The 14,287-nt window shown below is 39.5% G+C and carries 9 protein-coding genes and 2 pseudogenes; all 11 read right to left on the bottom strand.

Annotation, left to right across the window (positions count from 1 at the left end; all coding sequences use genetic code 11):
* Positions 1–2 precede the first annotated feature (2 nt).
* Complete coding sequence (locus tag C6P39_RS14355; protein WP_104804222.1) at positions 3–1,721, bottom strand: ATP-binding protein; 1,719 nt, start codon at positions 1,719–1,721, stop codon at positions 3–5.
* 11 nt (positions 1,722–1,732) lie between these two features.
* The gene (locus tag C6P39_RS14350) at positions 1,733–2,908 is read right to left on the bottom strand and encodes a hypothetical protein (RefSeq protein WP_242987051.1); all 1,176 of its coding nucleotides are present in this window, start codon (positions 2,906–2,908) and stop codon (positions 1,733–1,735) included.
* 296 nt (positions 2,909–3,204) lie between these two features.
* Positions 3,205–3,828: an ISAs1 family transposase gene (locus tag C6P39_RS14345; RefSeq protein ID WP_278278000.1), complete on the bottom strand. Its 624-nt coding sequence runs from the start codon at positions 3,826–3,828 to the stop codon at positions 3,205–3,207.
* Positions 3,829–4,311: 483 nt separating this feature from the next.
* Entirely contained in the window at positions 4,312–5,565 is a 1,254-nt protein-coding gene (locus C6P39_RS14340) for an ATP-binding protein (RefSeq protein ID WP_104804220.1), read from the bottom strand.
* A gap of 464 nt (positions 5,566–6,029) precedes the next feature.
* Positions 6,030–6,299 (bottom strand): annotated as a pseudogene (locus C6P39_RS28505) (DEAD/DEAH box helicase family protein); the annotation flags it as partial.
* A 163-nt stretch (positions 6,300–6,462) separates the two neighbouring features.
* Positions 6,463–7,146: pseudogene (locus C6P39_RS14330) on the bottom strand (PDDEXK nuclease domain-containing protein); the annotation flags it as partial.
* A 557-nt stretch (positions 7,147–7,703) separates the two neighbouring features.
* Complete coding sequence (locus C6P39_RS14325) at positions 7,704–8,930, bottom strand: Wadjet anti-phage system protein JetD domain-containing protein (protein ID WP_158661573.1); 1,227 nt, start codon at positions 8,928–8,930, stop codon at positions 7,704–7,706.
* The gene (locus C6P39_RS14320; protein WP_104804218.1) at positions 8,917–11,454 is read right to left on the bottom strand and encodes an SbcC/MukB-like Walker B domain-containing protein; all 2,538 of its coding nucleotides are present in this window, start codon (positions 11,452–11,454) and stop codon (positions 8,917–8,919) included. The genes C6P39_RS14325 and C6P39_RS14320 overlap by 14 nt, the downstream gene beginning before the upstream one ends.
* Before the next feature lie 15 nt (positions 11,455–11,469).
* The gene (locus C6P39_RS14315; protein ID WP_104804217.1) at positions 11,470–12,156 is read right to left on the bottom strand and encodes an ATP-binding protein; all 687 of its coding nucleotides are present in this window, start codon (positions 12,154–12,156) and stop codon (positions 11,470–11,472) included.
* A complete protein-coding gene (locus C6P39_RS14310) occupies positions 12,110–12,739 on the bottom strand; it encodes a DUF4194 domain-containing protein (protein WP_095172387.1) in 630 nt (209 codons plus the stop codon). The genes C6P39_RS14315 and C6P39_RS14310 overlap by 47 nt, the downstream gene beginning before the upstream one ends.
* 1 nt (position 12,740) lies before the next feature.
* A complete protein-coding gene (locus C6P39_RS14305) occupies positions 12,741–14,117 on the bottom strand; it encodes a Wadjet anti-phage system protein JetA family protein (RefSeq protein ID WP_104804216.1) in 1,377 nt (458 codons plus the stop codon).
* Between the last annotated feature and the right edge of the window lie 170 nt (positions 14,118–14,287).

The following is a 14,287-nucleotide window of genomic DNA, read 5'->3' as shown; positions in this document are numbered from 1 at the left end:
CCTCATTTCTTAAATTGCTTATAGATTGGTTTTGGAAACCGTATTTTCAACAAAGAACGAAAAATTGGATTTTGAATGAGATAATCTCCCTGTTCCAATCGTGTAAGCATATTTTTGTATGTACTTGGTAAACTACCATAATCTTTTGTTGATGTTTCTATAGAATTTGTTCTTCCATAAGCATGCGTAGAACAATTTCCTGTAACTCTCTGATGAATGTTAGAACGAAATTGCTCCGCCCCAAATAAAACTACTCCTAGAGAACGTCCTCTTTCTGTAACGTCTAGTATCTCTCGCAAAATAGGCGAGGACTTCGGTGTTTCTTTAGAAGCATATTTATTCAATTCATCAATAAAAACTATAATACGAGAAGGCGGATTTATTCCGTTTTCGCCATCGTATTCTCCAAGTTTAAGGTTATAAATAGTACGCACAGCATCTCCAAATACAAACGCCTGCTTATCCTCTGGAAGTTTTGCAACATCAATAACATAAACGTCATTATTAGAAATATGCTTAATTGCATCAGCAAGCCGACATTCGTGTCTACTACTATCTGCACGATTTGCAAACATATCATCGTTTTTTATCGCCTTATTAACAATACGTTTAAATTTGCGCCAGCTTAATACAGATATTTCATTAGAAGTACGCTGTGTTCCCCGTCCCTGTGTCTGTGACTTTTGTGATAATTCATCAACTTTCTCTCTAAATCCTTCCCATGTATTTACCTGATCGCCTCCAAAATCAGGATCGGTAGTATCAATTATCTTACTTATAATTGCCTCCATAGTCTGCTGAGGATCATCTACATCTGCAAATAACATTTCCAAACTTTCTTTATCATCCTCATATGAATACTTAAATTTCTGTAGTTGCCCTTCTCTAATATATTCTTCTATATCTTCTTTGGGCAAATATGTACTTTGCTTTGCAGAAGCATTACTGGAATAAGGAATAAAATATTTGACTTGTTTAAATGGTTCTGTGCTTAAACCCAAGTCTTTATATTCCTGATAAACTCTCTCCTTTTCTCCCTCACTACCCTTTTTAAAATCATTAGGACTATGAATGGCCATTAAATCTTTTCCCTTGACATTAAAAATCACAAAAGCAACACTTTCCTCGCTATCCACAGGCATTTTTAAATATTGTTCTTGAACAGCTTTCATCAAAAACATCGCATACGAAGTTTTCGATGCCAAACCAGAAATACCAGAAATATTGAGATGGGCACCCTCTGGTCCAAGAATAAACTTAGAATTCAAATTCACTGGAAGTGTAATTTCTTCCGATGTACCTTCGTACATTTTTAACGAACCGCACACAAGCGGATTTTGAATTTTATCCAATCCAAGTGCCATAATTATTTCATCTGCAGACGCTAAATATACTGGTGCATTATTATGCACCGGCGTATAAAGATTTTTGCTGTTATATGAAACCGAAGCTTCCACATAATTCATACCCACTCTAAGTGTAGGGTCATCTACAGTAACATCTCCGAAATCGCTTGATATAAAACTTGTTAGAAAACTTTGCGCATCAGTAATATGGGAAATGTTTTCTATTACGCCGAAAGAATACGAATCATCAATATGCTTAACTTTTACGATATCAAACGCATGTAGTTTCAAGTCCGCATCTGTCCAAAACGTAAACTTGTCCATAGTTGTCGGTACTTTTTCAGTCGCTATGATTCTTCCTATAGGTTTTTTCATGTTTCCCCTCCTTAAAATAAATGCAAAAAACTTTCTGCACTAAGATATCTTGATTTGACATATGTTTCTGTAAGATAGATAGGATATATATGATTTGCCCACCGTAAATCCGAGCCATAACATACAGGATTCCTCTCATTAATAAGATAAGCACTCAACTGATCGACAAGCGTACTATCAATTCCATCCTCAATTTCTTCTTGTGTGACCAGTATCTTCTCAACTTTAATAATGCCATCAAACGGTGTACGTGTACGTTTCTTATCTCTAATCCTTATATACCATACTGCAAACTCTGTGTCTCCAAACCAAGCCGGATTTTTAAAACAAGCCACCGGAGTTCTATAATACAAAGGTAAATCTGCAATAAAACCTGGATTTGGTTTTCCATTAATATCCACACAAACTTCTGGGTTGAAATTTTTTGAAACACCAAGAACCCAATTATAATTATTTTTAAAAGTTTGATACTTTCTTTTATCTGACCTATCATCTTTCGTTGGACGATATTCTAAAGATCCATCTTTTACAAGATAATTGTCCTGATTTAATTTCCCTTCTCTTACCAATTCAGCTACCAATTCCTTTTCTCGTTGCAACATCCTGCCTTGAATACATGCTGTGCCGAGATCTTCAAACTTCTTCTCCGCATTCTTTGCAGTACGATACGGAATAATTGTTGAAAATTCAATTCCAAGTCTCTTTAGCTCTGGTGATTCATTCAATTTGCGGGCAGTTGCAGGAAAAAAGCCTGCTTTCCCATCCGCATTTGCAATATCTGGAATTGAAAGGATAAACTCTCTTTTAAACTTATCTTTTTCTGGAATCATATGTTTGTTTTCCCTTTTGCAACACCCCACACCTATCTGTCCTGCAACAACGGGATATATTACACTTCTTCCTCCTGATTTTGTATATGCTATATCATCAACTTTAAAAACTCTGCGAGAACCATCTAAAAAATAAGTAAGCAACTGTTCTTCTCTTGCAGACAATTTTTTACTTAACACTTCTAAAGACACATACTTTCTATTTGTCTTATCTGTTTCTGCCGTTTTCTTCCAAACAATAGAATCTTCACCGTAATCAATGAATGGTCTGTCTGCATGGTCAAGACCATACTTATGAGCTTTATAGCTTTTGCCGCCCGTTACCTCTGCCAATATAGACATTATTTTATCAGACATTTTCCTCATCTCCCTCAGTTGAACAACTTTCAAAATATCTTTTGATTTAACATCAAGTGCAGTATACTTCCCCGTCTTAACTCTCTTAATGATATTTTCGAAAATACCAATCTATTTCATTAGTTTAGCCTTTATAATATCTTTTACTATCATATGAGTAACAGCTATATCATATCTCTATACAAGCATTCAGAATAATAATATCATACAACTGTAAATTTACCAATAATTATCTTCCCTCTATCACGACATACGCATGAACGATTTTCTTTCGCTATTCCCATAACTATCATTTTTTAAAAAGACAAAACTTCTTCCAGATACTTGGTCGGACACAGGCTGATCGCAAAACGCTTTTTCTTCATAGATAATCCTGGCTTTAGCACTTCTACCATCTTTAAGATACTTAGACTCCACTTTCGGATTATGTTCTGATTCTGCGCTGCCTGCTTATCCAACGTTGTATTTGCATCTTCTCGAAATGTTACATCTAAATGCCAATGCATACTTTCTACGCTCCAATGTCCTCTCACTGCACGTCTGAAACTCTCTATCTCAGGAGATAAGCTGCTGATATAATAACGGTTTTCTTTCCTCTCCCCTTTTTCTTCCATTCCGATACTTTTCAGCCCTTTCCATTCCTTCCTCCCGGACAGCCATTTTATCTCGCCGGTCTGATAATATTTCCTTCTTTCCAGCTGTCCATGCGCTTTTTCTACCGTACACAGGTAATCTCCCTTTTTTCGTATCTCCTGCTGCACTTCCGGATCGCTCAAATACAGCTTTATATCTTCATATATCCCCATCTGGTTCCCCTTTAGCGCAAGTACATAATCTGCCCGTTTTTTCCGTACCTTTTCCGCAATGCCTTTCTGTGTCCCCATCGCATCGATCGTTATGATCTGCCCTTTTATCTGTATCTTATCCAGCAGTTAACATCCTATATATATTCCAGCCACTCAAGTAATTCTTCCATAATGTCAAATCCCCCTTTTTTCTATCATACCAGAAAAAGGGCATTTGTTCATAATTTATTTACTCATGCGTTTGTCGTGTCCCTCTATACTCTAATACAAACTCCAAAAACAAAGCAAACATCTTACAAATACCCTGAATTACCTGTACTGATTCGAAATATAACTAATTTCAAATAACATCTTATGTCATATAAAAATAAAACATCTAATGTTTTTTATCACATCAAGATTCTTTTAAAATATTGTAATAAGTTTTTTTCTTGAAACTATTGAGTTTGTATGCTTTTCTGAAATTTTACAAGATATCGTCATGGCATACGAATAGCTCTTTAATCATGTTTGCATATCACCTTATATGTGAAACAATTATCCCTCCAAAAATATCTATATATTCCAAGCTTACATCATTGCTCTTTGTCATGGCAATTACTTTATCATATACTTAGTACCTCTTCCCCTGCCTTCAATTTTTACAACACCTTTCTTCCCCATATCTTTCAGTAACTGTGTTGTCTTTGATTTGCCAAACGGGGCATAAGGAGCAATTTCACTGATTGATTTCAGCATTGTCCTGCTCAAAATCTTATATATTATTCTTTCGTCTTCCGTTAAATTCAGGTTTTTTTCAAAAACCGGAAGTACGATCTTGATTGTATTTTCCGACACTTCAAAATCCGGCTGCATCAAGCCTTCTTTATAGAGCTGTTTTATCCTTGTTATTCCTGTACCGAATATTTCGACAAACCCCAATCTATAAAATACATTTGCAAGATTTCTATTTCTCAAGACCGAGAGTTTCCCCGATAAATATTCATCTTCTGTTATTCCAGAAGGCAGTCCTCCCGGAGAAATAATTTTTATTCTGTCATCAAACATCGAAACTTTGATCTGTGAATCCATATCCCATGCTCTGTGAATCAGTGCGTTTGCAATTGCTTCTCGAAAGGCAGCCTCCGGTATCTTTTCTATCTTTTTCCTGTCAGTGCCCTGTATTTCTTCATATTCATAATAATCCTTAAACACCTCTGCTGTCTTTTCGTAGACTTCTAAAATGGATACATGATCAAAGGTTGCCCTCTTATGGATCACACTGATGTTTTCACCGAACTTTACCATATCAATTCCCGGAAAATGGTTTTTATCTGCCAAGATACCGGCCGCATTATTATATCCAATCGTACTATTGTATAAATTCAACGTTTTCAAGGTATCCTGATTAAAAGTTTCAATCTGGATACATTCTTTTAATTTTTGACATAGTGTATCAAATGTCAACTCTTGCTCCTCACACCGTACTTCTTCAAATCTGATATTTTTTCCTTCTAAAATCAGTCTTGACAACTCCAGTGTGTCAACCTCTATGGTTGCAGTATCATTTCGCTTATATGCCTTCGATTTATATAAATAAGGCTTTTGCATCCCGCTTTTTACAGTCAGTTTTATCGTTCTGTCGTCATTCTGCAATTCCAGTGTATAATCGGGCTGCGGAGTAATACTGTCATTAATCTTATTTTCGATATCCAGACATGCTTGTTTTACATCTGACAGACCTTTGACATTCCCGTTGTCATCGATGCCAAAAAATATTTCTCCACCATCGTAATTCGAAAAGGCACTTACTGTTTTTAAAAATGTATTTGTAATCCTTTCTTTAAACTCTGTTGTTCTTGTTTCACGCATACATTGTTCTCCTTTTCCAATTTTATTACTTATAGTATATGCAAAAGCACGCATAAAATCAATCATAAAAAAATACGATTGATTTTTCTATGTGCTTTCGGTCATAAAATTTTTAATCTCTGCTATATTAAAGCTTTTTCAAAAACAATACCGCAGTAATGCAGCAAATGCCTTTCCGGTTCACAAAGCTATCATTTTATTGATCTTCTTGGGACTTTTCTCAAGAATTTACCTCTTATATCAAATATTGAAACAAAAATTTCTTTTGCATCTTTAAATATTTATACACAGTTTTCAATCCCAGACTAATAGTAATCTGTAAAATCATTACACGACAAAAGTCACCTGTCCATATAATTTTTCTATTTATGTTTATTCCATACAGTCCATATAATCCACTATATCCGGTATATATACAACTACATGGACACAATATAATAGTTTTTTCCAACTTTATACTCTTAACTGACGAAATACTCCACCGCATTATTCGGGAAGAATTCCTTGAACTCCCCGTAGAGCTGTGCAGCAAGGGTTTTATAATGGGCAATAATGAGGGTCGGCTTCTGGACTTCCTGGATGACATTGGCCATGGTGTAAGTCTTGCCGGAGCCTGTGACCCCTAGTAAAGTCTGGCATTGATTGCCTTACCTGAATCCTTTTACCAGTTCTGCTATAGCCTGCGGCTGGTCACCAGTTGGCTGATATGGGGCTTTTAAATCAAATTTATTCATGGTTAAAACCTCCTTTGTGACTTTTGATACGTTCACAGTCAGCCATACTCCTGCGCTGTGATTCGTAATGAAATCCTCAAAAATATAAAAAAGTTGTGTCTTATAGTGAACTTTACGAGTTGAAAATATAAAAGTCACAAAAATAATAGTCGTAACGGAATACACCTAATTCTAATAAAAACTTCTGCAAATTATCTATAATTTTATTTTCCAACTCTGTTTCAGAATAAGTAACCAATTCTGGAAGCCCTGTAAATTCTAAAATATATGGATCTTTGAATATATCTTCAGGTTTCTCAATCATCTGTCCTTCTGTTGCAAGGCTCATTACTTCATCCTTATTTCTACTTAAGGCAAGTCGTTCATACAGAGAACTTCCATACTGGCGTGCCAGTTCATCTTTACTCCATCCATTTCTATATGCTTCTATTTCATAAAAATGGCGTTCTTCAATATTAGTTATTCTCATTAAAATAAGATAGTGTGACCAACTCAAATAGAATTTACGTCCTTCTTTTGTATTTGTTAACTTTTCAGATTGGGGAAACGACGTTTCCCCAATTGAGTCCTTAGAATAAACCAAATAAAATTTCCGCATTAATTTTAAATTATCATACGAATAACCTCTTCCAAATTTTTGTGTTAATCTCCCTGATAATTCTTTTAATATATACTTTCCATATGCTGCACGTTCTTTACCACCTTGCTCTTCCTCGATAATCATTCTCCCTGCTTCATAATAGGAATATACCATTGTCATATTCACTGCTGCCGACAAATTTTTCTTCGCACTCAGAAATAATTCTATGACTTTATTATAAAAAGTTTCATTTTGAATATTATCCATACATTCACACCCTTTCGATATTGACTTGCAATTGTTGCATTCCGCACATACATCTTTAATTACCGGATCAGCCTCATGCACAATCTCTTTAGCTTCATCAATCGTAAAAAAACATTAGGGAAACAAATCTAATACTCAGCTTAAAACGATATAGGATATACATAAAACAATCCTCTGCACTATGTACAGGGATTCATAATTGTCATAAATTATAGCATAGTCCGATTGAAAAGTATAGACATAAGCGGAACATTTGTTCTTTTCTATTTTTATCTTTTAAATAAAATACACGTGAAACCTCTGCATTTGCCTTAGCATTAGTTAATCCATCTATTTTTAATCATCAAAATGTCCCACAGGCATTTTCAGCTTCTCAAATATAAAAATCGCCGTTTCCTAAGAAGCGACGATTCTGTCTTTCTCTAATTTATTATTTTTAGACAGCATGGGAACAGGGACAATAGGGTTGTCTCTATATGATTTGTAGAATTCGGATCACTAAAAGAGTATTCTCCGATTTCATATTGACCAAGCACATTCTCCGCATAAAACCTGTATCAGCGCTGCACACACTCCTGCTCCAGCTTTATTCCCTTTTCTTTCATATAATCAAGCACATCCGGGTATTCACAGTTCTCCGTACATTTCTCTATCAGCTCATCCAGCCTTTTTCTATCGTTTACTGTCAGTTTCTTTGCATATCGGGCATAAGTTTTCAATTCTTCAATTCCCATATGATATGGCTGGAAAGTGATCTGTGTCTTTCTGCATAAATCCTCATAGATTTCAAAACCTCCCACATCAATATCTCCGAAATGCAGATACTGGGCTGTGGGCATATGTTGGTGGATGGATTGCAGGAGTTTCCTTCTGACGGTGTTGTGATAACCTCCCAGATAAATGATAATACTGTCTTCCTCCGCCCAGCCAAAAAAGGTAGTCAGATTTTCTATTGTGATCACTTTCCGGGTGGTTGGCTTACTCCGGATTCGCAGTGTGCCGATATCCTCACCCGATACTCCGATACCCTGGCGGAGACGGGAAAGTTCCAGTCCTGTATTGTCATTTTCCCCGAAATACAGGGTTCCCTCCCCTTTCAGATATACATAATCAGGGGTGTGGTAAATGGAATAGTCTGCTAAAATAGAATAGTTATCCGTTTCCCCCTCTTTTCCTCCGAAACGCCTGAATATTTTTCCGGTTACGCCTAAAAGAGACTCCATTTCTTTGGAATCTCCAAACAGACGTATTGAAAACTCCCGGATATAGCAAGTCTTTTCATTCGCTTCAATCGCTGACACTGCCTTGATGAGCCTGTGTATTCTCTGCTTATCTTCCAAATCTATATATTCCTTTACCGACTGGCCACCGGAAATACGTGCAGTGAGGTATTGGAGAAAAGCGGTGGCTGTGGGTGTCTTGTATTTCTCTTCTAAATCTGCCAAAAGCTTAATCGTATTGTTCTCCAGCTTTATTCTGGGAATTCTCCCCACATATCTGTATATAATATCTACATTTTCTTCCCTTAACAAAATCTTCTGCAAAATATGATCTTCTTTCCCTTTCTTCCACTGAACTGTAACAAAGCCTTTGCATTCCATCTCCCGGACACAGGCATGGATATCTTCATAAGCCAGAGAGCTTTCGTCAAAATATTCCGGCATTGTTTTTTTCGTAACAGGAAAACAAATATGCACTGCCACTTTGTTTTCCTTTCTGGACAGAAGACTGTTCTCGTAGGAATCCAGAAGTGCATGCAGGATCCGCTTTTCATACAGCGCCATTATAATACTCCTCCACATAACTTGTCTTCTCGTCGGTCATGACAAGAAGCGTCTCCTCCATGGCAGGTCCTATGTACTGAATCTTATCCGGGGGTGCTGCGATGATGATCTGCAGCGGAAGGCGTCTTAAAAACTCCAGAACCCCGCCAATCCTCTCATCATCCATATTATTAAATGCTTCGTCGAACATAACAAGCCCCGCTGCTTCCCCACCTATGTTATTACTGTACAACTGCACAAAAGATGCCGCCACTGTCACATAGAAAGGTGTCTGTGTCTCTCCGCCGCTCTTTTCCTCACACACCTTTGAATAATAAGAATAATTATCGTCGCTGTGGATGATCTTGATGTCATAATCCATATAAGTACGGTAATCTGTAAACTCTTCCAGGGCTTTTTCGTTATTATCATTATCCAGGGCAAGCCGTTCAAACAACTCGTCTATGACCTCTTTATGGGTCTCATGGAACATTCCGCTGAATATAGACTCTCCCGAAACGGCATTGAAATCATCCATGATCATCTCATAATAATTTCGGTGGCGCTTGCTGGGCATATAGAGAAATTCGTATTTTTCATTGCTGAATGCAATATCCTTCAGTGCTTTATTCAGTTCTTTAAACTCTCCCTGTGCCTGTTTCATATTTTCCTGCAGCTTTGCAAGAAACTGCTCCCGAAATTCCTCCTCGGCGGCCTTCCTGGCAGACTCCACCTTTTCCTCATATGCCAGAAGTTCAGACGTTTTCAGACGGTCATAGGTTGCTGCAAATTCAGGAAATCCGGCCATGGTGGGTGCGGCTCCAAAGTCATGCTCCGTTTTATACGCAAGCATCTCCTCTGTCATCTGGTTCTCGGCCTTTTCCCTATTGGTATTATTGGCTTTCCGCCGTCTGTCATAATTCTCCCGGAACTGGTCGTAAGATTTCTGGGATGTCTGCTTCTCGTATTCCTTCTTCCATATGACGAAAGTATCCCCAGCTCCGGCTGCAAGCCGTGCAACCGCAGCACTTTGGCCGGCCTGGCTGAGAGTCAGATTTTCTGCCTGCGCTCTTTTGGAGATGATGTTCTCGCCGATCCTTCCAATCTTCTGATTATATTTTCCAATCTGGGATTCCAGTTCTTTTCTCGCCTTTTCCAATGCATCTAACTGGATCTGCTTTTGGATTAAGGTTGCGTTCTTCTCCAGCGTTTTTATGTTCTCCCTGCATTTCTTTATGGACATCTGCACAAGAGACAATTTTGATAATACATCCACACGGTATTTGATATCCACATCATCGTCTGTAGACAATGGCTCCTGAACAGATTCGATAGCCTGCAGTTTTTTCTTCTTAGCATCAATATCCCCACAGAGTTCTTCCCACTGCATTTTTGCCAGTTTCAACTGTACTCTGAACGCATTCTTCCCGATAAATGGCACTTTAAAAATCTCCGGTTTGATGGCGCTTGCCACTCTGTTTTGATATTTCATGCACCCTTTTGTGATGGATGTGGGGTATTTCTTCAATTCTTCATACCGCTCACACATCTGTACTTTTCCGAGTACCATATTGATAAAACGCCTGGCGTATTTATTGCCGGATGTGACGGCTGAAGCAAGTGTTCCTGCCGGTGCGTTATCATAGGGTTCCAGATTCTGTGTATTGATCAAACCCACGCCGAAGGCTTTTCCGTCTCTTTTCAGGCGGTCATAGATACCGAGAGCGATATCAAAGTTTTCAGGCTCCACCAATACATAGAATCTCTGGGTATTCAGATAGCCTTCCACCGCATTTCTCCAGCTCTCGTCAGCGATCTCCAATGTCTCGCAAAGTACATATGGTTCCGGCTTCCTTCCGATCCTGGCAAATTCCGTCCGGATCGCCTCCATCAGGCGGTTCACTGCCTCCGGATAAGAAAGTTTTCTGCGTTCCAGGTCCGCAATCTTTTGCTCCAGTTCTTTTCTCTGTATCTTCTTTTCATTTAGCTGAATTTCTATCTCCGCTTTTTTATGCTGGATCTTCTGGTACATTTCCCCTTTATAGCGGATAACTTTTTCTGCCACTTCCTTTGCATAGACAACATCCTGAATGTTCTCAAGGCGCTCAAAAAGCTTTGCGTATTCCTCCACGCATCTGTCCACATCACTGACCTGCAGCAGTTTATATGCCTTATCAAGGGCTTTCTTAACGCTGCCCTGCAGCACTCGTCTTTCTTCCAGATACTCCTGCTCCCGGTCTTTTAATTTATCCAGTTCTTTTTTTTGTTCTTCCAGAGCACGGAATTCCGCTTTCTGTTTCAGTTCTACACGGAGAGCTGTCTCTATCTCCTGTTTCTGTTCCTTTTCTTCTGTCGCGGACTTTAATTCCCGTTTAGTCTCTTCCAGCCTGTATTCCTCGGCTTTTTCCTCACTCTGAAGGGATTTAAGCCGCTCCCCTGTGATGTCCAGCTCTGCCTGTGACAGGAAGTATTCGTACATATTATCTTTGTGAAGACAGTCCAGAGCTTCCTCATGATACTTCTCTATCTGCTCCAGCCTAGCCATTCTTTTCTTTACTTATTACAGGGTCCGGCCTAAATCCTGGTAACTGCGGACATTCTCCCGCAGAATGTCAATATTCACTTCTTTTTCATCCAGCACATAGGAATATACAAAATCTTTAATATCATTGATAGGCTTAAATGCCAGAGCTTTCGGTATCAGGCTGAAAAATTTATCCTCGATCCTTCCAAACCTGGCCTTGATCATCCGTTTGGCTTCTGTCTGTGTCTTGCACCAGATTTTAATCTTTTTATTCACAGCACGGAATTCCGTAATGGAACGGGGTGTCTTACCCCGAAAAAACATATCCTCGGTCAGACGGACGCCATCTATCAGGTAGCGGGCTGTGGTCTCCTGGCCTTCTGACGATGAATCAATGACTGCACCTACCACAAAGTATTTCTTTTTGCTCTCCTCGTAGAACTCCAGGGCAATATGGGCGCTGATCTGTCCCGTCCGCTCATAGGGCTGGTTTTCTTTTCCTGTCTTGCAGCGGATGTAGCCGGTCAGCTTCCGCTTACCATTTTCATGAGCAGCCTTATTAAATGCATTGGCCGAACAGGTCACAACAAATTGAATGGCATCCAGCAAAGTGGACTTTCCGGCGCCGTTTTCCCCTGAGATCAGGGTGGATCCGCCGAAATCAATGGTACAGTTACTAAACCGGTGCCAGTTTATCAGCTTCATTCTCGTCAGTTTCTTCATCGGCCTGTTTCCCTTTCCTGTAAATTTCCAATTTCTCGTATGTCTGTTTAATATCCTCCACCCTAACCGCCATCAGAATGGAGTCGTATAGCAGCAGCCGGGATTCCTCATTTCCCAAATCTTTGTCCAGCAGTTCAATCAGCTGGAATCTTCTGAACAGATTCAGGGTATTGCGCATGGTCATCTTATCTATCATCTTCTCCCGGATCCCAAGGCTCAGGAATTTGTCCTGTATATCCCCCAGATTAACAATGACTTCATCACTTACCGACAGTTCTCTCTTTTTTTCATCATAGAGAATACGGAGGATCAGCAGGATCACCGATTCAAACAGTTTGAGGTTCTGGCGGTTATAATTCTGCGGGTTCACCAGCTGCACCACTCCATACTCCTCATTGATCTCCAGTCTGTATCCCAGAACGCCCAGAAATTCCTGATATTTTTCCCTGTGCCTGAGCACAAAATAATAATCCGATTTGTTTGTTATATTTCCTTTGCATAAAAAGCAGCAGCTAAGCAGGCGGTTACCGATGCGCTTAAACTCTTCTTTCTCTCTCTGCAGCATCCCTTCCAGTAAATCCACGTTATTTCCTCCATATTTTGAAATCTTTGAATCGGAATCCATTCACTTCCGTCTCATTTTCCACTGTTATCCGGTAATTCATATTCTTTCGCTGGCCATAGAGCCGGACATAGATAACTTTCACAAAATCTTCCACACTGTCCATGGGCAGCTCGGACGCCGGGAGTACCTTTTTGTCGCCCATCTGCGTGTCTATATAGTTCCCGATCTTTTCAGGACTCAGGATCCTCTGCATCTTTTCCATCATTTTCTTCATTTTTTCCTGGCGCTGTCCCATATCCGGCTCAGGGATTTCCAACTGCTGAGGGATAAACTCCTTTCGCCCTTCTATGGGTGAATAAAAAGAATTCTCATCCAGAAAACTACAGCTATAGATGCGGATCAGGTTTTCCAGAAATCCCACCTGATAGATGCCGCCAAGTTCCATCTGCTCCTGATTCATGATCTCATTTATACCGATCAGGATTTCTTTTAACTGCCCTCTTACGTCCTCATTTCCTGACAAGAGAAACTTCGCCCTGTTGATGGCTGCCCTCTGATACTGGGTATTCTTCTGATTGATCTCCGTGAGAATTTCATCCATATTGCGGAAAGCCTCTATAATCTCATGCAGGAAGCGGTAAACTGCCTCCCTTGCTTCCTCCTGTGATATTTCCTGAAGCCCTGCGATCTCAGCGGATGTCTTTTCCATGTACGACCTGCTTCTGCTCTTTGCCTCCAGCCGCTCAATGATCTCCGGCCGAAACTTGGATACATTGTCGGATGTCATCAGCCGGTGATAGGCCTTGTCCACAATATTGGTTATGTAATCGTTAAAAAGAGCATCCATAATTTCAGACACTGTCTTGTGTTTTGTCAACTCGTCAATATAATGCTTGATATTGGAATTCAAATTTTTCAGTCCTGTGATCAGGAGGTCTGTATTTTCCATGATCTGCATCAGTACGATCCCCGGATTATCCGTACTGCTTCTGACAAGTGTATATATGGTATATATATATCCCTGGTACTCTGTCTGCTTTCCCTCTTCAATTTCCAGGAGTGTCTTGATAAGGCGCACAGAATACTCCTTGAAATTGACTCGCTGCACATAACTCTTATCTGTCTCTATCTCGATCCAGCCATAGTTTTCCAGCCTTCTCAGGATGCCGTTTGCCTTTCCTCTGCTGTCGGACTGGGCAAAGTCCTCCTCTACCACCTCAGCCGAAGCTGACTGGTCAAAATAATACTGCAGCTCGTCCACCAGAATTTCTCTTTCCACGCCAAAAGAAAGCTGATGATCCATAGTGGAAAACAGCTTACAGATACATTCCCAGTATACAATTTTATTCGGAGATGCCAGGGGAGCAAAAAAATTCCCCGGTAAAATATTAAACATAGATCACTCACCGTATCCTATTTATTTATACTTCATTATACTACACATCATTTCCATTTAACAGGATAAACGTATAGAGGTATCTTTGCTGCGGTACTGCCGCGTTACTGTTCACAGGCCACTGTACCGGGAGGCGTTTTCATGCCGGAAGCATGAAAATCCCGAGGCGG

The sequence above is a fragment of the Blautia marasmi genome (assembly GCF_900258535.1).
Classification (GTDB): Bacteria; Bacillota; Clostridia; order Lachnospirales; family Lachnospiraceae; genus Blautia; species Blautia hominis.
The sequence above is the reverse complement of the archived record's forward strand: the minus strand, read 5'-3'. Positions and strand labels throughout refer to the sequence as shown.